Source organism: Candidatus Nitrosoglobus terrae, assembly GCF_002356115.1.
GTDB lineage: Bacteria > Pseudomonadota > Gammaproteobacteria > Nitrosococcales > Nitrosococcaceae > Nitrosoglobus > Nitrosoglobus terrae.
This window is the reverse complement of record NZ_AP014836.1, coordinates 1,573,668-1,596,880: the sequence shown is the minus strand read 5'-3', so window position 1 is coordinate 1,596,880 and position 23,213 is coordinate 1,573,668. Positions and strand designations below refer to the sequence as shown.

Genomic DNA, 23,213 nt, shown 5'->3' with positions numbered 1-23,213 from the left:
ATGGCTCTTAAGGATTAATAGAGATAGTAGTATCATCTGAATTTAGGATTTGCTTGACCCAGCTATTATTGCGTTCCCGTTCTAATATTTCTGAGCGAGCCCTAATCAGTATCAGTGTTCCGTAATAAGTCATAAACGCAATGGCCATAATAAGCAGAGGAACTAGCATACCCCAATAAATAGACGGGGCACCAAACTTAGTCACTGTTGGTCCTTGGTGGAGCGTATTCCACCACTCTACTGAATAATGGATAATTGGCAGATCCACTATACCTACTAAGGCCAAAATAGCGGTTGCCCTTGCGGCTTGCCGAGGATCTTCTATAGCCGATTGTAGGGCGATGTAGCCTAGATAGAGAAATAGTAGAACAAGCTCTGATGTAAGGCGTGCATCCCATACCCACCAAGTACCCCACATAGGTTTCCCCCAGAGCGATCCGGTAATTAGAGCTAGTAGCGTAAAAGAAGCTCCTAACGGGGCACTAGCACTGCCTATGATCTCTGCTATCTTCACTCTCCATATTAAGGCAATAGCGCCTGCTGAGGCCATAACCATATATATGAATAGAGACATCCAAGCACTAGGGACATGAATAAATATAATTCGGTAGCTGTCACCCTGCTGGTAGTCTGTTGGAGCTATAACTAGTCCCCAAAAAAGACCTATGATCATTAAAATTGCAGTTATACGTCCTAGCCAAGGAATTAAGCGGCTAGACCATATATAGAAATATTTAGGGGAAGCCAAATGCTGATAAAGATGGTGAAATGGTAAATAACGTATCATGTTTATTTAACTCATGCGAATACATAGGGCAGCCGAGGTGGCTATAGGTGCTAAGGTTGCAGCCAGAGCTAGTAAAGCGCCTAGAAGATAAAGTTGTCCATCAGCAGGTAAGCCTTGGGCTGCTGTCTCTACAGCACCAGCGCTGAAAATCAATATAGGAACATATAAAGGAAGTAGTAGTAAAGCAAGCAATAATCCCCCTTGCCTTAACCCTACCGTTAAGGCAACCCCAACAGATCCAACTAAGCTTAATGCGGGCGTACCCATTAAGAGCGTAATTAATAAGACAACTAAAGGCCAGCCTGAGATACCGAATAGTAGTCCTAATAAGGGGGCAAGTAAAATTAGAGGTAATCCGGTAGCTAGCCAGTGGGCAAATATTTTAGCCAGCACTAATGCTGGTAACGGATAGGGGCTTAGAATGAGTTGCTCTAGGCTGCCATCATCGAAATCGGAGCGAAACATAGCTTCTAGAGAAAGTAATGTGGCGAGTAAAGCTGCGACCCAGATAATTCCGGGAGCAATTTGCCGTAAAACCGTTGCCTCTGGGCCAATACCTAGCGGAAAAATACTGGCTATCATTAGAAAAAAAAGGAGAGGATTAGCCGCTTCGCTCCGATGCCTCAGTACTAGCAGTAGATCGCGTTTGGTAAGCCACCAGCAAGCTTGAGATAGGGTAGAGTTACTCATAAAAGTCAGGCAAGTATTGAAGGTATTTCTAGCCGTTTAGCATGAGCAATGCTGATAGCATGGTGGCTCGTAAAGATAGCCATTCCACCATTAGCGGCATGTGTTTCTAACAAGCTGGAGATGGTTTTTATCGCCATTTTATCCAAGGCAGTAAACGGCTCATCTAAAAGCCATAATCGAGCACGGTTAACCAACAATCGCGCTAGAGCTAGGCGCCGTCTTTGGCCAGCTGAAAAGAAACGACTTGGTAGCTCTCGGAGCTTAGATAAACCTACCCGATCTAAAGCTTCTTCCGGGCTGATCCCACCGCCATTAAGTGCTCCGGCGACTATTAAGTTTTCACGAGCAGTTAACCCACCTTTAATCGCATCGGTGTGACCCACATAGGCAAGGTTGCTATGATAGAGCGGGCGTACTTTATGGATAGGTTGTCCACACCATATTAGCTTTCCTTTCTCAGGCAATAATAACCCGCATAGTAAGCGTAATAACGTAGTTTTTCCAGAGCCATTATGGCCAGAAACCTCAAATATATCACCTTGGTTAACGGTAAAACTAATATTTTCAAAAAGTAACCGTTCACCTCGGCGAATAGTAAGCTCTTCTATTTGTAGCTGTGGTTGCTCCGGGCTTGATATTGCTAGCTTATTGCTGGCGTTTTGATCCATGGCTAGATTTTCTTTATTCCTTTGCGCAAATTTGTAATATTTATATTTAATAACATAACTACGTATTTTAACACTACTTACTATGAGATTAATTTAAGATCATACTATTTATATAGTGGCGGACTCTAAGGCTATAAAGCGTTTAAATCATGGTACACTGTTAAAGCTTTAGCCATGTAAAATAGACTAACAGCGCAAATGTGGTTTCGTTTCCTGTACTACTTCAATATCTTAAAAATTAATGATTATTTTTCTGCAGATGCCGTTAGCTGTTCTTAGATTATTTAGCATTAAATAAGAAATAGTAGTTTTATGGATCGTACACCGCTTCGTTCGAATCTTGCTGATTTAGTGGATCTCAGCATAAAAATGGATCTAGATGCAACTGTAGATCCAGAAAGTTTGTACCACCGTGATCGTGATATTGGGCGAAAGCTTTCATATCTTGCGGGTAAACCTTATTGTCAACTTCGTTATTGGTTATGGCAGGTTATTGAGAGTGATCACCAAAGTTTTCTTGGTGAAAATGCGGTTAAAGCCCTTCGTTTAATAACGCTAGTACTGCTTTTTTTAGGTGTGTTGGTTGGTTGGATAACAGCATTAGGTGTATTTGCCTATAATGGCACCCAGCCAGTTAATGTTATCAACGTACTTGCAATATTTGTCGGATTTCAGCTTTTGCTCCTGCTGATGTCTGCTGTAATCGCATTACCACAAAATTTATTACATTTTATACCAGGATTTCGTCCATTACAGGATTTTCTCAGCGTACTTAGTCCAGGGCGCTTGATTTCTCCCCTTATACGTTTTTTGCCCTCTGAGCACCGCTTAGCTTTTGAAGCTGCTTTAGGGCGGCAAAAAATACACCATATTGTCTACAATCGAGTGAGAAAGTGGCTGATACTGCAGCTTTCCCAAGTATTTGCTGTGGCCTTTAATTTAGGGGCATTAGCAGGTTGTTTTTATCTGGTTGCGGTCTCTGATTTGGCTTTTGGGTGGAGTACTACCTTAGAGTATCAAGCTGATAGTTTTTATTGGTTAATGAGGCAATTAGCTTGGCCGTGGCGTGACTGGCTAGAGGGGGCGCTTCCTTCATTGGATTTGATTGAAGCCACTAGGTTTTATCGACTTCATAAGGGAATTTTGCCAAATGCAACAGCAGTTACAGATGCGGCTATATTGGGGCAATGGTGGCAATTTTTGCTGATGGGGATCGTTTTTTATGGCTTATTACCGCGACTTTTAGCGCTTACTACCGCTCGTTGGCGCTTTAAAGTGGCGTTAGAAAAAGCGTTTCTTCATACCCCGGGCGCTCAGCAGGTTCTTGATCGTATGAATCATGCTGTGGTTGAGACGGGGGCTGTAGAACCTGAAGTTAAGCGATTGCAAGATCTAGAGATTACCCAATTTGCTAAAAAGAATAGTTTTGCTGGGGCTAAAGGATATTTAATTACTTGGGCGGGGATTAATGTTGAAGAAGGTCAATTGGAAGATGTAATTCAACAAGCTGTGGCAGTGAAAATCAGCCATGTAATGCCTGCCGGAGGTAAGTGCTCTATTGAGCAGGATCAGCGCGTGATAGAAGAACTGTGCGCGATAAGAGAAGCAGCCATAATTATAGTGGTAAAGTCTTGGGAGCCTCCTCTTTTAGATTTTTTGGATTTTTTGGAGGCTCTTCGCACTGCCTTAGGGTTAGAGCGGATAGTTATGGTAGTGCCGGTATCGTTTGATGATAAACGTAATTTGGTTTCTACTGATCCTAAGGATCTAGATATTTGGAGGCAAAAACTACAAAGTCTTGGAGATCCAAGGCTTGCCTTTCAGCCATTGAAGTTTAAAGCAGATTAATGTCCGTTCCTATTTTTGCGACCGTTGGCCATCCAAATAAAGGTAAATCAAGTATCGTTGCTACTTTAGCCCAGGATGAATCAGTTCAAGTTTCATTAGTACCAGGTACTACAATGAGGAGCCGATACTTTCCCATGAAAGTAGATGGTGAAGTCCAATACATTTTAGTGGATACCCCAGGGTTTCAACGGGCACGGCAAGCATTAGCATGGATGAAAGCTCAAGCAGTAACAGCAGCAGAGCGATCTAGTGTTGTCTGTCAATTTGTAGAGACCTACTATAATACAGATAAATTTATTGATGAGTGTGAATTACTCGCGCCTGTAATTAATGGGGCGGGTATTTTATATGTTATTGATGGCTCTCGTCCTTATGGGGAAGAATATGAAGCTGAGATGGAGATTCTACAATGGACTGGTCAACCAAGTATTGCGCTTATTAATATGGTTGGAGAAGGGGACTATATTGAAGAATGGCGAGCAGCATTAAGCCAGTATTTTAAAATTGTGCGGATATTTAATGCTGTTACAGCAGAATTTCACAAGCGCCTTGAATTACTTAAAGCGTTTGGCCAATTACGAGAGGAATGGCAAGCACCGCTGAATAAAGCTGTAGAAATCCTAGAAGAGGATCGAAGGGTGCGGTGCCAAAGAAGCGCGCAGCATATTGCAGAGATGTTAGCAAATATGATTGCGTTAACTATTACAAAACGATTATCTCCTACTGAGGATGAGCATGCTTATAAGGAATCCCTAACCCAGAAGTATAAAATAGAATTACGTAATTTGGAGCAAAAAGGGCGGCGCACTATAGAGAGGTTTTATAACTATCATGCCTTAGAGCGTCGCGAAAAAGATCTTGAAATATTAGATGCAGATCTTTTCTCCCTTGATAGCTGGAATGTTTTTGGTTTGAAAAAACGCCAGTTACTTACAACAGGGGCGGCAGGGGGAGCGTTGCTTGGTTCAGGCTTCGATTTAGCTGTAGGCGGCACATCCTTTTTATTAGGTGCCACGGTGGGTTCTATGATAGGGGGAGCCTCTGCATGGTTTTCCTATAATCGTATTTCAGATATTAAAATTCTAGGCTTGCCGTTAGGAGGATCAGAGTTACGAGTGGGGCCAGCAGCTAATATTAATTTTCCTTATGTGGTATTAGGGAGGGCAATTTACCATTACCTAGCTGTAATACGGCGTACTCATGCTCAGCGAGATATCCTCAGTCTTGATAAGGCAGCTGGAGCTATGAGTACGTACTTTATTTCAGATCACCAGCGTAAAAAATTAGAAAAGATATTTACCCGAATCCGGAATACTGATGATGGTACGTTTGACCCTGCTTTAGTGGATTCCCTTGCTAGGATTATTGAGATCATTATTGTAGATTTAGATAAAGCCCCTTAAATTTTTTATAGAAAGTCTTTATTACTAAACTACTAAGGGTTAACCAGATATATTTTTACCATAAAATATTTCCAAGGTCTCCTTTTTTACCCGATCAGTGATTTTTCGCTGCTCCTCTAATGTGAGATCGGAGGTATTCCCACCAAATAAGTAATCATTAAGATTAAAGTTCTTAAGCATCATCTTGGTGTGAAAGATGTTTTCTTGATAGATATTTACATCAATCATTTGATAGCGTTCTTTAGTGTCATCCGCGATAAAATTTTGGATTGAGTCAATATCATGATCAATGAAATGCTTACCTCCGTCTACACTGCGAGTAAAGCCTCGAACTCGGTAGTCCATGGTCACGATATCTGATTCTAAGCTATGAATAAGGTAATTAAGCGCTCGTAATGGTGATACCCGTCCACAAGTGGAGACATCAATATCTGCGCGAAATGTACTAATTCCATTCTCTGGATGACTTTCAGGATAAGTGTGAACGGTGAGATGACTCTTATCTAAATGGCAAACAAGACTCTCAGGCAGAGGGCCAGGCTCTTCTATGTTAGTAAGTTGTTGATTTTCTTTATTTTTGTCTTCAGCTATGAGCATGGTAACGCTAGCCCCTTGAGGCTCATAATCTTGTCTAGCTATATTGAGAATATTAGCACCGATGATATCGGCAACTTTAGTCAAAATACCTGTAAGCCGCTCGGCATTATATTCTTCATCAATATATTCAATATATTCTTGGCGCTGCCGAGGGGTTTGCGCATAGCAAATATCATAGATATTGAAGCTCAGAGTTTTCGTCAGATTGTTAAAACCATGTAGCTGAAGTTTTTTATTAAAGACACCGGCCATCGTTTGCGCCTCTTTCCTCCTAAGGTGGTTTTAATTAGTGTGGTAGCGCATTATGCGCTATTTTATCGCAAGAGGGGAATAATAAATGAGTTGTAGAGTAGTGCCAGCAGGATCTGTGCAGTAAAAACTACGTGCACCATCACGATGGGTTTTGGGCATCGTTTTGATAGATACACAGTGAGATCTGAGGTACTCATACCAAGAATCCACCGCTTCAGGGGTATTAATAATAAAACCTATATGATCTAGTCGTTGTACTCCATAGGGAGATCGATCTGGTGGTAGCCGGTGGAGTGCTAGATTATCGCTACCTGAAGTGAGGTATACGTTATCTTTATCGGGTCGCCACTCAACTTGCATTCCTAAAAGATCTACGTAGAAGCGCTCACAGGCTTCAACATCAGTTACAAATAGAGCTATATGATGTAGGCCGGCTGTCGCTGGGGGTTTATTCAATAGAGGGTTTTCTCGTTATTACTAAAGTTAAATTAAATTTTTTACTACGATAATTATCGTTAATGGAAGTTAATTGTATTGAAAACTAAGGTGAGAGCTAGGTCTTTAAGATTAGCTACTTTCGATAATTTCATAAGCATGGCTGATAGAAGTGACTTTCCCTAGCATAATAGAGGCTGAGCAGTATTTTTCGCTAGAGAGCATGATTGCTCGTTTAACATGATGTTCTTTAAGGCTGTGGCCAAAAATCTTATAGTGAATGTGAATATGGGTAAATACCCTAGGTATAGTTTCAGCCCGATTGGCCGTGATTTCTACGATACAGTCAGTGGCAGATTGCCGACTTTTCTTTAAAATTTGGATAACATCAAAGGCGGTACAACCTCCTATTCCCAGCAAGAGCATTTCCATGGGCCGAATTCCAAGGTTACGCCCGCCACTTTCAGGAGGACCATCCATAACTACAGTATGTCCGCTTCCTGATTGGCCGACAAAGCTACTCTCTTCAATCCACTTAATTCGCGCCTTCATGGGTAATAATTTTGGTAAGGTTTAAAGATATTTCTATCGCTGCCAATACAATAATGACTTGATTACGTTTAGGGGTGCTGGAAACTATGATCGGAATCGCATTAGAGAAAACTATATTACTACGAAATTTATGCTTAGTGGGAGAGTCTTCTATCGATAATTTTCTCAAATATTGTCATATTAAAGATTTTCCTGCTAGGGTACCTATTATTCACCCTGGAGATTCTGCTGATAAGCTTTATTATATCCGTAAAGGTGCAGTGACCGTCTATATGGAGAATGAGGATGGGAGTCAGCTTATTCTAGCTTACCTTAATAAAGGAGATTTTATTGGCGAGATGGGATTATTTATTGATCCACCAAAAAAACGAGATGTGCTGGTTCGAACCCGATCTCCTTGTCAATTAGCGGAGATCACCTATGAGCGGCTTCGATACTTAACTCAAGGTCCATTAGCCGAATATTATCATCAGCTGTTACTAGCTTTAGGGAGACAGCTAGCTCGGCGCCTCTTAGAGACTAATCGCAAGGTAAGCTATCTGGCTTTTATGGATGTGAGTGACCGAGTGAATCGGACGTTACTGGATTTGTGTCAACAACCTGATGCTATGACCCACCCTGATGGCATGCAAATTCGTGTTACTCGCCAAGACATAAGTCGGATGATAGGCTGTTCCCGGGAAATGGTAGGTCGGGTACTTAAAGAGCTACAGCAGCAAGGATTGCTTTCGGTTAAAGGTAAAACCATTGTAGTGTACGGTGCTCGTTAGGATAAATATATTCGGAGCTAATTGCTTACGTGTTGCAATTATCGGCTTATGTGCATTCGCCGATTTAGCTCCTGCCAAGCTGCTCACTGCATTTTTCTTGTTTCATCAGAATCTCTATTGTCGCTTGGACTTGCCAAGCTATAGTTGAGTGGCTGCGCTGGTTGTATTTTACGTCATAGCCAGTCTTCTGATCAGAATCTAGGGCCACCTTATGAAGATTGTGTGGAAAAACACTGCAATTAACAGTCTTTTATTAGCTCTTGCGCTCTGTGGATTACATTGCGCATCGTCGCTTTCGTAGAGGATATTATTATAATTATAGATATCGGTAATTTTGAGCGGTGGAATTTGTTAATTTAAGTAGTTAGAGTTAGGTATTAAGCTTTTTAGTATTAAGGATTCTTCACCTATTTGTTTCTATAGAATATAATTTTTATCACTAGAGTGGGGATTTAATTAATCAAATATTCAGTAAAGTTTAAATAAATAAGAGTCATAAATGAAATAGGTACTGCCTGTACTTCTTTAGGCTAATATCTTATTTAGCTATTCTACTATTAAGTAAGGCCACTTAAATAAATTTAGTCATAAGTAGTCAGTAATTACTTGGGAGAGCGTTATGAAACATAAAAATAAACTGATCTCTATTTTCCTTTTTATTGCAGCTATTAGTACGGTAGCCTACGCAGAACCAATCATTAAAGATCACTCAGAGATTACAGGAGCATGGTTATTAGAGATGACTGCGCTAAAAAAAGATGGGACAGGTAGTAACAAAGAGGTTGCAACATGGGATTTTCATCCCAGTGGAACAGTTGTGATTTCTGGTTATAATAAATTTCTTAAACATAACACCTCCCTTGAAAAGACTTATAAAGTCACTGAAGAATCTGTAATTGAAGTTAAAGATGATTCAGAGACAGTTAAATACTTAGCAGTTGAGAAAACTGGAAATAAAATGATCCTGAAGGGGCCTTTTGGCTACTATTTTTTCAAAAAGAAATAAAAACAGTCATTTTATTAAGATGCCTAGGCTAGGCAAAAATGTTGTAACTCTATAAGGGCAGTAAGAGGAATGAAATTTTTTATGACAGAAGCTTGGGCTCAAAGCAGTCAGCCGACGATAGGGACTGACGTGGATTTTTGGCTCACTTTAATTATATTTAGTGCTTTTTTTTTAATTTACTATGTATTAGTAATACGACCACGATTAAGCCGTCATAAAGAGCGATTTAAAATGATCGCCTCGTTAGGTAAAGGAGATGAGATTATCACTAATGGAGGGTTATTAGGCAAAGTAATCCAGATGGGTGATAGTTTTTTATTATTAGAGCTAGCAGACGGGATAGAGATAAAAGTTGAAAAAAACGCTGTATCAAGAACAGTACCTAAAGGAACAATAAAAGGTTTATAGCTGAGTTGCTCCTGTTAAAAATGCTTTTAGTACTTACTGTGATATCTGCTGTGGTCGGGGATTCGTATCATGATCTGTAATAATGAGTGTTAAATCTGATAAATGGATTCGGCAGATGGCTCAAGAATATGGCATGATTGAGCCATTTGAGCCATACCAAACTCGAAGACTTAATAATCTATCTGTTATTTCTTATGGTACTTCAAGCTACGGTTATGATGTTCGCTGCTCTGATGAGTTTAAGATCTTTACCAATATTAACTCAGCTATTGTAGATCCTAAGAATTTTGATGCCAGCGGATTTGTGGATGTACGCTCAGAGGTTTGCATTATCCCGCCTAACTCGTTTGCTCTAGCACGAACCGTTGAGTATTTTAGAATCCCCCGTAATGTGCTTACAATTTGCTTGGGAAAATCCACCTATGCCCGTTGCGGAATCATTGTTAACGTTACCCCTTTAGAACCAGAATGGGAAGGCCATGTTACCTTAGAGTTTTCCAACACTTCTCCGTTACCTGCCAAAATCTATGCTTATGAGGGGGTTGCTCAAGTAATATTTTTTGAATCTAATGAACCCTGTGAGATTTCATACCAAGATCGTGATGGTAAATACCAAGGTCAAACGGGAGTTACGCTTCCAAAAGCATAGCTATAGCTAGCGTACTTTATTCATCTTTAAAAATAATTTTCTTCTCTGCAAACGCGCGGATCGCTTCAGGATAAATTCGATGTTCTTCCTTTAATACCCTTGCGGCTAAGATATCGGGGGTATCATCTGGATAGACTGGTACACGCGCCTGTAAGATAATGGGGCCTTGATCGACTTTGTCAGTGACAAAATGTACCGTTGCCCCATGTTCTTTCACTCCTGCTTGAATCGCTCGCTGATGGGTATCTAAGCCAGGGAAATTAGGTAAAAGCGAGGGATGGATGTTAAGGAGGCGACCCTTATAATGGTGGACAAATCTAGGGGTTAAAATACGCATAAAACCAGCAAGTACTACAAGTTTTGGGGTGTAGCTATCAATTAAGTTCATCAGGGTCTTGTCGAAGATCTCTCGGTGTGTATACTGCTGATTAAGTACATGGGTTTTAATACCGGCATGATGAGCTCGTGCTAGCCCTTGCGCCTGAAGACGGTTACTAATAACAGCACGAATTTCCACTGGTAACTGCCCAGATTGAGATTGATCAATAATAGCTTGAAGATTACTGCCACGACCAGAGATAAGCGCTACCAACGGTAGCAGTTTAGTGTTTACCATAATGTTTTTTTAATACAGGATGATATCTGGGATCTCACTGGTTTTAGAAATAATTTCCCCTATGATCCAAGCGGATTCGCCCTCATTATTTAAAAACTCTATGGCTTTTTCAGCACTTACTTTAGGTACACAAGCCACCATTCCAATTCCGCAATTAAAGGTACGGTATAGCTCTTTTTTTGAGAGATTACCTTTTTGTTGTAGCCAATCAAAAATAGGGGGACGGGGCCAGCTAGAGATATCAATTTTAGCATTAAGTTCTGGAGGTAATACTCGAGGTAAATTATCGGGTAACCCTCCGCCGGTAATATGAGCTAGCGCTCGTACCTCAACGGCATTAATCAACCCTAGTAAAGATTTAACATAAATACGGGTAGGGGCCAATAAAGTTGTTCCTAAAGTTTGGTTCGCAAAAGGAGTATCTAGCGTATCATTGTGATGATCAAGAATTTTTCGGATTAAGGAGTAGCCATTGGCATGGGGTCCTGAGGAGGCAATGCCAATAAGATTATCACCGACCCGTACCTGACTGCCATTGATAAGATGCTCTTTTTCTACAATGCCAACACAAAAACCTGCGAGATCATAGTCGCCTGTTTGATAAATTCCTGGCATTTCAGCAGTTTCCCCGCCTACTAATGCAATTCCAGCTAGCTGGCAGCCAAGAGCAATACCTTCAACTACTTCAACAGCAACCTCAACGTCTAATCGACCTGTGGCGTAATAATCTAGGAAAAAAAGCGGTTCAGCTCCTTGTACAACGATATCATTAACGCACATAGCTACGAGATCAATCCCAATACTACTATGGTGATTTAATTGAATCGCTAATTTAAGCTTTGTACCGACACCATCAGTGCCGGCTACCAGTATAGGATTCTGATAACGGTTAATAGGTATTTCAAATAAGCTACCAAAACCTCCAAGACCAGCGAGTACTCCAGGGCGCATTGTTCTAGCAGCAGCTGGTTTAATTCGCTGTACAAAGTAATTACCAGCATCGATATCAACACCGGCCTCACGATAGCTTAAAGGTAGATTTATAGAAGAAGATAATTTTTGTTTACTCATACTGAGATAGCTCCAGTTAGCTGGATATTGATCTAGTGGAAGGATAGGTATTTTATATAAACTGAGGGTTTAGGTTAGTAAATTAGGTAGTATCCAAGTTTCTTTAGAAGCTGACTGTATTAGGATTATTGGTATGATAAGCTAAAATCATGAAACAAATTACTATAGTGATAATAATATTTTGGACCATGTTATTACAGGCTCAGGCTGCTAGGCTAAACAGTAGTCTGTATGAAGAACAAGTGCCTGTTAGTAGCCAGACTCCAGAAGAGCAAGCTAAGGCGGTAAAAACGGCCTTTCAGAAAGTATTGCTTAAAATAATAGGCAGTCGACGGATACTAACTCAAGCTCCACTGAATGCTATGCTCAAAGATGCATCTAAGTTGGTACAGCAATTTCGTTATGATGTCCTTGAGGAGAATAATAGCGCATCTATTCTCTGGGTTCGCTTTGATCCTAAGGGAGTACAGCAATTACTACAGCAATACTCACTACCTACTTGGGGTCAAGATCGCCCCACGTTATTGCTATGGATCGCGGTTAAAGAAGACAAGAAACGTTATTTATTAGATGCTAGTACACTGTCACCTATTATTCAGACTCTAAAATCCGAAGCAGAGGCACGAGGAATATTTATAATCTTTCCTCTCTGGGACTTAGAGGATCAAGCACGATTATCTTTTAGTGATATTTGGGGTAATTTTCCTGAGCCTATACTGGCTGCGTCAAGTCGTTACCCTGCCACTGTGCAAATAGCAGGGCGTATACTGCACCAAAAAGCCAATGATTGGCAAGTACGCTGGGCTTTGTATGGGGCTAATAAGGTGCGAGAGTGGAGTACCCGAGGTGAGTTTGCTCAAGCATTGCGCAATGGTATTGATGAGGCAGTAGATGTTATTAGAGATCATGTTGCCCCTATAACTGATAATAGCTCCTTAATTTCAGTAAAAATTAGCATAACTAATGTAGCTTCATTTACAGACTATGCTCGCCTCCTTACTTACCTAAATAGCTTGAGCCGTGTAAAATCTGTACGACCGGTGCAGTTATCTCGAGCAGAAGCAGTATTTAAGCTAAAATTACAAGGAGATGTTAAAAGCCTCATAGATTCTATTTTATTTGGTAGAGTCTTGGCACAAGTGGAGGAAGGTAATATTATCAAAACAGATAGCGCCAGCAAATTGAATTATAGACTACTACCATGATATTGAGGATTTGTTGTGATCATACTGGGCTAAGGATGATTTTCAATATTGGTATTATGGTTTCGATGGAAAGGATGGAGAAGACCTCTATTTAAGGATTACAGTAACACGATGCAGGGTAGAGATATTCCCAACCTTCTTAGTGGAATGCGTATTTTACTGATAGTCCCCTTAGTTTATGTATTATATCAAGAAGAGTATTTTCTTTCTTTATGGATCATCGTTGTAGCTGGGATTTCGGATGGCTTAGATGGGTTTCTTGCTAAGCGCTATCAGTGGCAGAGTCGTCTTGGCTCAATTCTTGATCCGGTAGCAGATAAACTGCTTCTTATTTCAAGCTATATTACACTCGCTTTATTAGGGCATCTTCCTTATTGGTTAATAATATTGGTTTTTAGTCGGGATCTCATCATTATACTAGGGGCGCTTGCTTACCATTTTCTCATTGATCATTTTGAAATGGAGCCAACTTCTCTCAGTAAACTAAATACGTTATGGCAAATATTGTTACTTATAAGTATTATCGTTGATCAGTTACCTGGGTTTAGAATCTCGCAAATAGTTGATGGGCTTATTTATTTGGTGGCTATTACAACTGTTTTGAGCGGTATTCAATACGTATGGCATTGGGGAATAAAGGCTTGGCGAGTGGCAAAAAATCGAAAATCTGGCTTTGACTCTTGTCGTCGACAAACCGAAACAACACATCACAGTTAAGAGATTTCGCTATTGGTGACTACGCAGCAACTTCCTTTGCCTATCGGTAAGTATGGAGCACCTAGTTTTGAGAGCTATTATCGAACAGAGGCTAATTATGAACCTGTTGTGGCTACAGAGCGCTGCGGTAAAGGCGAAGGAGATCGCTTTCTTTATCTGTGGGGATCTTCTGGGGTAGGTAAAACCCATTTACTATTATCTACTTGCCGGATAGCTGCACAGCGTGGCGAGCGAGTTGTCTATATACCGTTAAAACGAGCAGATAAAATAGCACCTGAGATTTTGCAAGGTTTAGAGACCACTGCGCTTATTGCTATTGATGATATTGATTGTATTGCTCACCACCAATGCTGGGAAGAAGCTTTACTTCGTTTTTATAATCTTGTACGAAAATCCTTTACCCGTCTTCTGCTTACCTCTTCTGATAAGCCCAGCGCGCTTAATCTACTTCTCCCTGACCTTAGATCTCGATTAGAATGGGCGCTAATATATCAACTTCAGCCATTGAATGATGGCCAAAAACATGCTGCTTTGAAGCTCCAAGCTGAGAAACGAGGCATGGAATTATCAGATGAAGTTACTGATTTTCTGCTACGTCATAGCGCGCGTGATATGCACTCTTTAAGCCATTTACTAATGGAGCTAGAACGAGCTTCCATGGCTGCTCAGCGACGAGTGACCATTCCGTTTGCTCGGCAAATTCTAGGTATATAATTTACGAATTAGTAAGATTCTATTTTGCTATCTCGAAGTTTATCCCAGCATTTAACTATAGTCGTTCCAGGCTTGGCGCAAGCATTAGCGGTAGAGGATTCAGCAGGACTACGGCTTTCCTTCTTAGAGCGCTTAATAGGAAGAGCAAACCTTATTGGGTCGGCTGCTGCGCCTTATGAGTCTTTATTATTCAAGTTATTTAATATTTCTCAGCTTGAATCTACAGATATCCCTGTAGCGCCAATCATGTATGCTTGGGATAAAGGTAATTCCCTTTTAGGGACAGGATGGTGGCTACGCGCCGATCCAGTACATTTACGGCCTGATCGGGATCAGCTAGTATTATTTGGATCCCATTATTTAGCGCTAAATGAGATAGAATCTCAGTCGTTAGCGAGACTGGTAGCCCCATTATTTACTGAGTATGGCTGGCAATTTGAGCCATTACGGCCAAATCGTTGGTATCTTCAATTACCTCAGCCCGATCAGGTAACCTTTACTGCTTTAGGTGTAGCTGAGAGAAAACATCTTAGAACTGCCCTACCTACGGGTATTGATGGGTCGCGGTGGCGATCTTTACTTAACGAGACCCAGATGCTTCTACATGATTGTACTGTAAATCAAAGGCGAGAAGATCATGGCCTTCCACCTGCAAACAGCTTGTGGTTCTGGGGGGCAGGAGAATCTTCCCTATGTTCAGACTCTTCGTGGCAGCAAGTTAGCGGAGGCCATGATCCTCTCTTTCAAGCTTTAGCTAATTACTGCAAAATTTCTAATAAACCTTTAATCGAATTTCAAACAGGTCATGAGTGGCTAGAGGAAATATCAGCGCCAGGTAATTATTTATTGATATTGGATTCTTTGCTATCGGAAATCGACTCTTTCCAGCATCGTCAAATTCTACTTGGATTAGAGGAGAATTGGTTCAGCGTTTTATTTGCTGCATTGCGAAATAGGCGGCTAGCTAGCCTCACCCTTTATCCCATGGATGGATATTTTTATTATTTGGCTTGGCCACAAGCTTGGTATTTCTGGCGACGTTCACGTATACCGTATGATGGTTGATGAGGGTGCGAAAATTAGGGAGTTTGATTGCAGCAGATGGTTGGTAAAGTTTTAAGACAGCGTTTAATCAATGATTCTGAGCTACCTGAGACTATTCACCCGGTACTTCGCCGTGTATATAGCGCACGAGGGGTTAAGTGTCGTGATGATCTTGATTATACGTTAGACCGCTTACCTTCTCCTTGGCTGCTAAGTAACATCAAGACTGCAGTAGCTCTACTTAGTAAGGCTATTGAGCGAAATTGGCAGATCTTGATCGTGGCCGATTTTGATGCTGATGGGGCTACAAGTTGCGCAGTAGCGGTGCGGGCGCTTCGTTTAATGGGAGCAAGTAACGTCAGTTATCTGGTGCCTAACCGATTTATCCATGGCTATGGACTGACACCCGCTATTGTATCAGTGGCGCTAACCCATAGTCAGCCTGATCTTATCATTACAGTAGATAATGGAATATCAAGCGTTGAGGGTGTAGAAGCAGCGCGACAGGCTAATATTCAGGTATTAATTACCGATCATCATTTGCCAGGGGCAATTTTGCCTGCTGCTAATGCTATTGTTAATCCTAATTTACCTGATGATCCTTTTCCAAGCGCTAACCTTGCGGGGGTAGGAGTCATTTTTTATGTAATGTTGGCTTTACGAGCTTACTTAAGAGAGCAAGGGTGGTTTAGCCGATCAGGTAGTCGAGAACCTACTCTATCAGGATTATTGGATTTAGTAGCCCTTGGTACAGTAGCCGATGTAGTGCTCTTAGATCAGGTAAATCGAATTTTTGTTGCTCATGGATTAGATCGGATTCGACATCGCCGCTGCTGCGCTGGAATTCAGGCGCTTATAGCGTGTGCTCAATGCTCATTTGAAAACTTAACTGCTAATGATTTAGGGTTTAGCGTGGGACCGCGGCTAAATGCTGCTGGACGTTTAGAAGATATGAGTCTTGGAATTGCTTGCCTGCTAACAGATTCTATAGAAACCGCTCAGCAACACGCTAATAGGCTGGATGCCCTTAACTGTGAGCGACGGCAGATCGAGTCAGCGATGCAGGAGCAAGCCTTAGCTTGTTTGGAGGACTTGAATTTTCAAACGGGAGGTAAACCATTAGGTTATTGTTTATTTCATGAATCATGGCATCAAGGAGTCATTGGCTTAGTTGCTTCTCGGATTAAAGATCAGGTGTATCGGCCTGTGATCGCCTTTGCTCCCCATGAAGGAGAGGAGCTGAAAGGATCGGCTCGTTCTATTCCTGGTCTTCATATTCGCGACGCTTTAGATAGAGTTGCCACTCAGTACCCAGATCTGTTGAATAAGTTTGGCGGCCATGCAATGGCTGCAGGTTTGAGTTTACAGCGAGCTCACTTAAAAGCATTTCGAGCTGCCTTTTTAGGAGTACTTAAGACTCAGCTTGGAAAGGAAAGTTTTGAGGATATTATCTTTAGTGATGGAACACTAGAATGTTGGGATTTAGAATTAGCGGAGATATTGCGAGTGGGCGGGCCTTGGGGGCAAGGATTTCCAGAACCGTTGTTTGATGGGCTATTTTGGTTAGAAGGATTTCGTATTGTAGGAGAGAACCACCTTAAGCTTGCGCTCACCACCCTTGATGGTCAGCAGCAGCTGAATGGTATCGCCTTCCGTTATCTGCCCCCAGATTGGCTTAAGCTAGGTATTAAAGTAAAGCTCGCTTATCGATTAGATATAAATATCTATCGGAATTTGCGTAAAGTGCAGCTCTTAGTGGAATATTTAGCGCCAAGTTAGTTTGAGTAGATATTTGGATGTATGGCAAAAGCTTTTACAACAATAGGACTTATCGGTAAGCAAAAAGATCCGAAAATTGCTGAATCCTTACAGCAAGTCGCTGATTTCTTAGTAGCGAAAGGATTAGATCTTATTATTGATCAGGATACGGCTGCACTTTTCCCGAGTCAGCAATGGGAAGCTGTAGCGCTATCTGAGCTAGGACAACGCTGTGATCTAGCTATTGTAGTTGGGGGTGATGGTACTTTACTCCATGCAGCTCGGAGCCTAGTGGATTTGAACATTCCATTGCTCGGTATTAAGCTAGGCCGACTTGGGTTTCTCGCCGATGTGCGGCTGGAAACATTGGATCCAGATTTAACTGAAATACTAGAGGGAAAATATCAGGAAGAAGAAAGGTTTTTAATCCAAGCTGATCTGGAGCAAGATAACCGTTGTAGTTTTATAGGTACGGCTTTAAATGATGTCACAATACATTTTCGACAGACTGTACAGATAATCGAGTTCGAGATCTACATTAATGGTCGCTTTCTTAGTAGTCAACGTTCTGATGGCTTGGTAGTAGCAACACCGACTGGATCTACTGCTTATGCACTCTCTGCCGGCGGGCCGATATTAGATGTTAATCTCAGTGGGATGGTATTGGTATCTATTTGTTCTCATGCCCTTAGTAACCGTCCTCTAGTACTTGATGCAGGTTGTGTAGTTGAGGTTATTATCAGTGAACATAGCACGGCTTTAAGCCAAGTGAGCTGCGATGGTCAGCCCGGTATTGCTTTGAAATCAGGCGATAAGATAAAAATATATAAGGATACGAGCATAGTTCGGTTGATTCATCCAGAGAACTACGATCACTATTCTATTTTACGAGCTAAGTTACATTGGGGAAAAAAATTTGATTGATTAAAGAGCTGTCTATTCGCAATTTTTCAATTATTACTGAGCTAGTACAGCCGCTAGAGCTAGGAATGATAGCCTTAACCGGGGAGACGGGTGCCGGTAAATCTATTCTGATAGATGCATTAGGGTTAGTACTAGGGGATCGAGGTGATACCCGCTTGATCCGCAGCGGCCAAGTCAGCACTGAGGTTAGCGCTGTGTTTGGGATTAAAGCTAATGAACTCTTTTTAGCTTGGTTGAAGTCCCGAGGTTTAGAACAGGGTGAGGAGTGCGTGCTCAAGCGTGTTTTAAGCCGTGAAGGCCGATCGCGCGGATATATTAACGGGCATTTTGTTTCAATCCAAATATTACGGGAAGCTGGAAAATATCTAGTTGATATCTACGGGCAGCACGCCCATCAGTCGTTATTACGTCCTATTGTCCAGCAGACTCTACTTGATATCTACGGTGATCATGCCCCGGTTTTAAATAAATTAAGTAAAGCTTATCAGCGTTGGCAGCAAGTTAGCCAGGAATTAAAAACCCTTACTCAAGCTGCCAGCGAGCGGGCTACTCGATCAGAATTGCTACGCTATCAGATTGAGGAGCTGAGTATATTTCAACCTAAGCTTGGGGAGTTACAGCAGTTAGAACAGGAGCAGCAGCAGCTGGTTCATAGATCAGAGTTAATTCAAGGATCTGAGGCTGTGCTAGATTTACTTTACCAGGATGACCAGAGGGCAATCTATGTTTTGTTAAGCCAAGTAAGTCGCCGGCTAGGTCAGATGCAGGTTTTTGATCCATCCTTAAGTAAACTTACAATACCGGTGGAGGGTGCTTTAATTCAGATCAATGAGGCAGCTAATGAGCTACGCCAATATCTAGATTCTATGGAGATAAATCCTGAACGCTTGGTATGGATTGAAGAGCGGTTATCTGAATTTTATGAGTTAACACGTAAATATCGAGTAACAGCAGATGAGCTTCCAGTATTGGCAGAACGATTGGCTTTAGAGTTAGCTAATCTTGAGACTGTTGATGTTCGCCTTGACAGGCTACAGCAAGAGTTGGCTGCCCTGTCGAAGGAATACCAAGAGTTATCTAAATGCTTGAGCGAAAGCCGTAGCAAAGTTGCCACAGCGCTAGAACAGGAAGTCACAAGGGCGATGCAGCTATTAGCAATGCCGGGAGGGTGTTTTAAAGTTACCCTAGTGCCTTTAAAAGAGGATAAATTTTCTCCCTATGGAACAGAGCAGATTCAATTTCAAGTCAATACTAACCCAGGTCAACTACTAGGGCCTTTAAACAAAATAGCCTCGGGCGGGGAATTGTCACGTATTGGACTTGCCATTCAAGCATTAATATCTCAGCGTGGCGGGGCTTCAACCTTAGTGTTTGATGAAGTAGATGTAGGAGTCAGCGGGGCAGTAGCGGAAGTTGTAGGGGTGAGATTACGGGAGCTTGGGAAATATCGGCAAGTGATTTGCGTTACTCACCTACCGCAGGTGGCTGCACAAGCCCATTCCCAAATTCGCATTAGTAAACATCATCATGAAGGGACAACTACTGTTGAACTGGTAAAGCTAAGCGAGGATGAGCGGGTGGAGGAAATTGCTCGTATGTTAGGGGGAAAGGATGTTACTGATCGATCACGGGCTCATGCCTATGAAATGCTAGGGGCTGCTTGGCAGAATGAGGTGCATTAAAGCGGTAATTAATTATTTATTTAAATAAGCCTGGTTACTTAGTCTACGTCGAGATGATTGAACAATGACTATCAGGGCTAAAAAATCATAGAGCGTATGGACTACCATAGGAATAAATAGATTTCGTTGTTCACTAACATCAAGTAAAAAGCCCAAATAAACCCCAATTAAACCTGCGATTAAGGCGTAAGTTTTAGTGATAGAATGCGCTAAAGCAAATATTAGATTGCTACCCAGTAAACCCATTAGCGTGCCACTACTGGATTCTATCCATAACTGTAAGAAGCCGCGAAAAAATAATTCCTCACAAACGCCAGCCAATAGAGCGACTAATAACAGATCATACCAGTGGCAAGTATTTAAGTAAGGGGCTATGGTTTTAATTAAAAACTCTTTAATAGGCCGCAATGGCCCAATTGGGAAGCGGTAGAAAAGCATAAAAAATAGTATTAAAGGAAAGCTTCCAACAATAGCCCAGATAAGGGCATGTCCACTGATAGTAAAATAATTGAAGGGATTTATTCCCGTAAGCCATCCTAAGAAGAGGGACAGCGCTGCCAGTCCCCCCTCAAATATAGCGGTAAAGATAAGGAAGCGGCTAGGGCTAAAAAGGGAGAGTATCAAGATGCTAAATCCTAGTAGTCGCGTTACGCTTCTATGATATTTTCCTTGATACCTTCTTTGCTCAGCTCAGTTTGCTGGCAGTTAGCGCAGATACCGTAAATATAGAGACAATGATCGGTCATACGAAATCCAGCTTTATGGGCCAATTCTTGCTGGCGTGTTTCAATAGTTTTATCTACAAATTCTTCGACTTTGCCGCAGCGCACGCATAATAGGTGGTCGTGATGCTCTCCACTATCCATCTCAAATACAGAATGCCCACTACCCGTTTGCCAGCCGTCGAAATGATGGCGAGAGACCAATCCCGCTGCTTCAAACTGAGTGAGTACGCGATAAACAGTGGCAAGCCCAATTTCCTCACCTTGATCGAGCAATGCTTTATAAACATCTTCTGCGCTCATATGGCGCTGAGAACCATTTTCTAGGATTTCTAGTACTTTAAGCCGTGGCAAAGTTACCTTAAGGCCGGCTTTACGTAGGTCTTGACTTTCCATGATATTTACCCCCGTTAAAGAATGTTCTTTAAAGCAACTATCAGGTATTATCATCCTTGTTGCTTAGACAGCAGTGACCGCTAATTTTTCTACTCTACTACCCAGCCAATATGGATAAGCTTCTCATTTTTATCATTGGATATGCAAGTATCTCCTTAGTCGCTTGTAGTACCGAGCGCTTGCCCGGTATTTATCGAATTGATGTTCAACAAGGTAATATTATAACCCAAGATATGCTAGATAAACTCAAACTGGGAATGAGTAAGCAACAGGTAACTTTTGTTTTGGGCACTCCCTTGGTAGTGGATACCTTTTTACCTGATCGCTGGTATTATGTTTATAGCTTTAAATCAGGAAAAAAACAACGGGAGCAGCGTACTATCACGGTATGGTTCAAAGATGATAAGCTTCTTCGTGTTAGCGGGGATGTTAAGATCGGTGCTTATCAAAAACCAAAATCTGAAGAATCAGAGCAGGTAACGTCGGTTATTGTACCTCCTCGGCCTGAGTCTACAGGTCCATTTAGTGGTTTAATGAATAAGTTAGGCTTGGGTCATAATTCTAAAGATACTCCTCCAGATACAAAGTCATCGAAGGAGGGTACAGAGATTTCTTCTCAGCCAGCTAAAGAGGGTGAATCTGATAAAACCCCACCTCCATAGTTTTTATAAAATTACTACACTTTAGCCGCTCGTTTACGGCGGATTTCCTTAGGATCGGCGATTAAGGGACGGTAAATTTCTATTCTATCCTGATGGCAAAGAGGGGCATCCAGCTTAGTTAGCTTGCTAAAAATACCTACACCATTTTTATGTAAATTAATTTCGGGAAATTGCTTAAGAATGTTTGATATCTGAATAGCCTCTTCTACGGTAGTATTTTCAGGTACAGCTATCTTGAGGATAGCTTGTTTACTAGGATGAGCATAGGCAACTTCAACGCTGATCATGTTAGCGCTGACCATAATAATCTCTAGCGCGCTTACAAAAAGCATCCACTAATGAAGCAACAATTTCATTAAATATAGGACCTAAAGCCAAGCTAATGACACGATTAGAAAACTCAAACTCCATGGCAAGGGAAACTCGACAACCTTCACCTACCTCTCCAATGGGATCAAAGCGCCAAAGACCTTCTAAATGACGAAAAGGTCCTTTCACTAAGCGCATTTCAATCATTTTGTTTTGTTGTAGCCGATTATGAGTCGTAAATGACTTATGAATAACGCCTTGAGCCAATTCTATAGTGGCATAGACGTTGTCTTGATCGCGGCTATGTACTTGCGTTGAACGGCACCAAGGGAGGAATTGTGGATAGGATTCAATATCATTAACAAGAGCAAACATCTCGGTAGTCGTGTAGGGTACTAAAGCATTGCGGTTTAATGTGGTCATAGGGACATATATTTTAGCTTATATCAAGGGTATCCATTGAGCTGGGAGGTGTAATTATGCCTAGAGTAGACATAATAAAAATGACTAAGATAAGCTGATATTAGGTATTAAATTAGGGTATATGAATAATTAATTCTCTTAAAAACATTATAATATTAAATTATCTATGATCTACCAAACCAAAGTATTAATTAAAGCTAAAAGATAACCATTAGCTTGATATTATATGAAAAGTAAAAAGAAACCATCTGAATCAACCAGCAATACCATTGCATTAAACCGCAAGGCACGCCATGATTATTTTCTTGAGGATCGCTATGAGGCGGGTTTAGTGCTTGAAGGTTGGGAGGTTAAGAGTCTGCGAGCGGGGCGGGTACAAATCAATGAGAGTTATTGCCTCCTTAAGGAAGGGGAAGCATGGCTATTTGGAGCGCATATTACGCCTTTAAATACTGCCTCAACTCACATCCACCCAGATAACCTTAGAACTCGGAAATTATTACTTCACGCCGAAGAGCTTCGTAAACTCATTGGGGCCGTGGAGCGTAAAGGCTATAGCTTAATTCCCTTAGCTTTATACTGGAAACGAGGGCGCGCAAAGTTAGAAATTGCATTGGCTAAAGGTAAACATAAATATGATAAACGTGCTGATGAGAAAGAAAAGGAGTGGAATAGACAAAAAGAACGTCTGTTGAAAATTCATTGAAAGAGTAAAAGGACGCGCGATGACCCCCAGCGATGTTGCGTAGCGGAGCGGCGCACAGAGCGCGAGGGTAAATAACATGGGGTTAATTGTAATGTTTCTCCGCTTAATCTTCATTAGACTACGGTGGGGTCGCAATGCTGGGAATTTTAATTGGCACTATGCTATAATTGCTACTCATTCTTAAAAATGAGCTTAAATT

At 41.5% G+C, this 23,213-nt stretch carries 27 protein-coding genes; 15 read left to right on the top strand and 12 right to left on the bottom strand.

The features are described 5' to 3' along the window. Positions 1-7: 7 nt before the first annotated feature. Genes TAO_RS07520 through ccmA form a run of 3 tightly spaced genes read right to left on the bottom strand, consistent with a single transcriptional unit; the run spans position 8 to position 2,145 of the window. Complete coding sequence (locus tag TAO_RS07520) at positions 8-784, bottom strand: heme ABC transporter permease (RefSeq protein ID WP_096527800.1); 777 nt, start codon at positions 782-784, stop codon at positions 8-10. Between the two features lie 9 nt (positions 785-793). Then, positions 794-1,477: a heme exporter protein CcmB gene (gene ccmB / locus TAO_RS07515; RefSeq protein WP_096527324.1), complete on the bottom strand. Its 684-nt coding sequence runs from the start codon at positions 1,475-1,477 to the stop codon at positions 794-796. Positions 1,478-1,482: 5 nt separating this feature from the next. After that, positions 1,483-2,145 (bottom strand): cytochrome c biogenesis heme-transporting ATPase CcmA, encoded by a 663-nt coding sequence (ccmA, locus tag TAO_RS07510; protein WP_096527323.1) that lies wholly within the window; start codon positions 2,143-2,145, stop codon positions 1,483-1,485. A 312-nt stretch (positions 2,146-2,457) separates the two neighbouring features. Here ccmA and TAO_RS07505 point away from each other — a divergent pair, with 312 nt between their 5' ends. Together TAO_RS07505 and TAO_RS07500 are read left to right on the top strand one after the other, a co-directional pair. Next, on the top strand, positions 2,458-3,993 hold the full coding sequence (locus TAO_RS07505; protein WP_096527322.1) for a DUF2868 domain-containing protein: 1,536 nt from the start codon (positions 2,458-2,460) through the stop codon (positions 3,991-3,993). Further along, a complete protein-coding gene (locus tag TAO_RS07500; protein WP_096527321.1) occupies positions 3,993-5,396 on the top strand; it encodes a DUF3482 domain-containing protein in 1,404 nt (467 codons plus the stop codon). The genes TAO_RS07505 and TAO_RS07500 overlap by 1 nt, the downstream gene beginning before the upstream one ends. 39 nt (positions 5,397-5,435) lie before the next feature. Here TAO_RS07500 and speD read toward each other — a convergent pair whose 3' ends face one another. From speD to TAO_RS07485, 3 genes are all read right to left on the bottom strand, one after another. After that, on the bottom strand, positions 5,436-6,245 hold the full coding sequence (gene speD, locus TAO_RS07495; protein WP_096527320.1) for an adenosylmethionine decarboxylase: 810 nt from the start codon (positions 6,243-6,245) through the stop codon (positions 5,436-5,438). A 57-nt stretch (positions 6,246-6,302) separates the two neighbouring features. Further along, positions 6,303-6,701, bottom strand: a complete 399-nt coding sequence (locus TAO_RS07490; RefSeq protein WP_096527319.1) for a VOC family protein — start codon at positions 6,699-6,701, stop codon at positions 6,303-6,305. Positions 6,702-6,812: 111 nt separating this feature from the next. Beyond that, positions 6,813-7,232, bottom strand: a complete 420-nt coding sequence (locus tag TAO_RS07485) for an OsmC family protein (protein WP_096527318.1) — start codon at positions 7,230-7,232, stop codon at positions 6,813-6,815. Between the two features lie 86 nt (positions 7,233-7,318). Between TAO_RS07485 and crp the strand changes: the two genes are divergently transcribed. From crp to dcd, 4 genes are all read left to right on the top strand, one after another. Further along, positions 7,319-8,002: a cAMP-activated global transcriptional regulator CRP gene (crp, locus tag TAO_RS07480; protein ID WP_096527317.1), complete on the top strand. Its 684-nt coding sequence runs from the start codon at positions 7,319-7,321 to the stop codon at positions 8,000-8,002. A gap of 619 nt (positions 8,003-8,621) precedes the next feature. Then, positions 8,622-9,008: a hypothetical protein gene (locus tag TAO_RS07475; protein WP_096527316.1), complete on the top strand. Its 387-nt coding sequence runs from the start codon at positions 8,622-8,624 to the stop codon at positions 9,006-9,008. Between the two features lie 81 nt (positions 9,009-9,089). After that, a complete protein-coding gene (gene yajC, locus TAO_RS07470) occupies positions 9,090-9,416 on the top strand; it encodes a preprotein translocase subunit YajC (protein WP_231910625.1) in 327 nt (108 codons plus the stop codon). 82 nt (positions 9,417-9,498) lie between these two features. Further along, positions 9,499-10,065 (top strand): dCTP deaminase, encoded by a 567-nt coding sequence (gene dcd, locus TAO_RS07465; RefSeq protein WP_096527314.1) that lies wholly within the window; start codon positions 9,499-9,501, stop codon positions 10,063-10,065. Positions 10,066-10,081: 16 nt separating this feature from the next. Here the strand turns inward: dcd and purN are convergent, their stop codons facing one another. Then, positions 10,082-10,681 (bottom strand): phosphoribosylglycinamide formyltransferase, encoded by a 600-nt coding sequence (gene purN / locus TAO_RS07460; protein WP_096527313.1) that lies wholly within the window; start codon positions 10,679-10,681, stop codon positions 10,082-10,084. Between the two features lie 9 nt (positions 10,682-10,690). After that, positions 10,691-11,752 (bottom strand): phosphoribosylformylglycinamidine cyclo-ligase, encoded by a 1,062-nt coding sequence (gene purM, locus TAO_RS07455; protein ID WP_096527312.1) that lies wholly within the window; start codon positions 11,750-11,752, stop codon positions 10,691-10,693. 149 nt (positions 11,753-11,901) lie between these two features. Between purM and TAO_RS07450 the strand changes: the two genes are divergently transcribed. The 7 genes from TAO_RS07450 (at position 11,902) to recN (ending at position 19,796) form a co-directional block, all read left to right on the top strand. Beyond that, complete coding sequence (locus tag TAO_RS07450; protein ID WP_096527311.1) at positions 11,902-12,957, top strand: DUF2066 domain-containing protein; 1,056 nt, start codon at positions 11,902-11,904, stop codon at positions 12,955-12,957. Between the two features lie 111 nt (positions 12,958-13,068). Continuing rightward, the gene (locus TAO_RS07445; protein ID WP_096527310.1) at positions 13,069-13,674 is read left to right on the top strand and encodes a CDP-alcohol phosphatidyltransferase family protein; all 606 of its coding nucleotides are present in this window, start codon (positions 13,069-13,071) and stop codon (positions 13,672-13,674) included. Positions 13,675-13,689: 15 nt separating this feature from the next. Then, a complete protein-coding gene (gene hda / locus TAO_RS07440; protein WP_096527309.1) occupies positions 13,690-14,388 on the top strand; it encodes a DnaA regulatory inactivator Hda in 699 nt (232 codons plus the stop codon). 24 nt (positions 14,389-14,412) lie between these two features. Beyond that, positions 14,413-15,453 (top strand): hypothetical protein, encoded by a 1,041-nt coding sequence (locus tag TAO_RS07435; protein ID WP_096527308.1) that lies wholly within the window; start codon positions 14,413-14,415, stop codon positions 15,451-15,453. 36 nt (positions 15,454-15,489) lie between these two features. Further along, positions 15,490-17,211 (top strand): single-stranded-DNA-specific exonuclease RecJ, encoded by a 1,722-nt coding sequence (gene recJ, locus TAO_RS07430; RefSeq protein ID WP_096527799.1) that lies wholly within the window; start codon positions 15,490-15,492, stop codon positions 17,209-17,211. 21 nt (positions 17,212-17,232) lie between these two features. Then, positions 17,233-18,114, top strand: a complete 882-nt coding sequence (locus TAO_RS07425; RefSeq protein ID WP_096527307.1) for an NAD(+) kinase — start codon at positions 17,233-17,235, stop codon at positions 18,112-18,114. Beyond that, positions 18,111-19,796, top strand: a complete 1,686-nt coding sequence (gene recN, locus TAO_RS07420) for a DNA repair protein RecN (RefSeq protein WP_096527306.1) — start codon at positions 18,111-18,113, stop codon at positions 19,794-19,796. Before TAO_RS07425 ends, recN begins: the two co-directional genes overlap by 4 nt. 12 nt (positions 19,797-19,808) lie before the next feature. Here the strand turns inward: recN and TAO_RS07415 are convergent, their stop codons facing one another. After that, entirely contained in the window at positions 19,809-20,420 is a 612-nt protein-coding gene (locus tag TAO_RS07415) for a CPBP family intramembrane glutamic endopeptidase (protein WP_231910624.1), read from the bottom strand. 23 nt (positions 20,421-20,443) lie between these two features. After that, positions 20,444-20,914: a ferric iron uptake transcriptional regulator gene (fur, locus tag TAO_RS07410; RefSeq protein ID WP_096527798.1), complete on the bottom strand. Its 471-nt coding sequence runs from the start codon at positions 20,912-20,914 to the stop codon at positions 20,444-20,446. A gap of 110 nt (positions 20,915-21,024) precedes the next feature. On the opposite strand from fur, the gene TAO_RS07405 reads away from it, so the two are divergent. After that, on the top strand, positions 21,025-21,576 hold the full coding sequence (locus tag TAO_RS07405; RefSeq protein ID WP_096527304.1) for an outer membrane protein assembly factor BamE: 552 nt from the start codon (positions 21,025-21,027) through the stop codon (positions 21,574-21,576). Between the two features lie 14 nt (positions 21,577-21,590). Here the strand turns inward: TAO_RS07405 and TAO_RS07400 are convergent, their stop codons facing one another. Both TAO_RS07400 and TAO_RS07395 read right to left on the bottom strand, forming a co-directional pair. Next, the gene (locus tag TAO_RS07400) at positions 21,591-21,863 is read right to left on the bottom strand and encodes an RnfH family protein (protein WP_408607635.1); all 273 of its coding nucleotides are present in this window, start codon (positions 21,861-21,863) and stop codon (positions 21,591-21,593) included. A 1-nt stretch (position 21,864) separates the two neighbouring features. Then, complete coding sequence (locus TAO_RS07395; RefSeq protein ID WP_096527302.1) at positions 21,865-22,308, bottom strand: type II toxin-antitoxin system RatA family toxin; 444 nt, start codon at positions 22,306-22,308, stop codon at positions 21,865-21,867. Positions 22,309-22,534: 226 nt separating this feature from the next. On the opposite strand from TAO_RS07395, the gene smpB reads away from it, so the two are divergent. Then, positions 22,535-23,014, top strand: a complete 480-nt coding sequence (smpB, locus tag TAO_RS07390) for an SsrA-binding protein SmpB (RefSeq protein ID WP_096527301.1) — start codon at positions 22,535-22,537, stop codon at positions 23,012-23,014. The last annotated feature ends 199 nt before the right edge of the window (positions 23,015-23,213 follow it).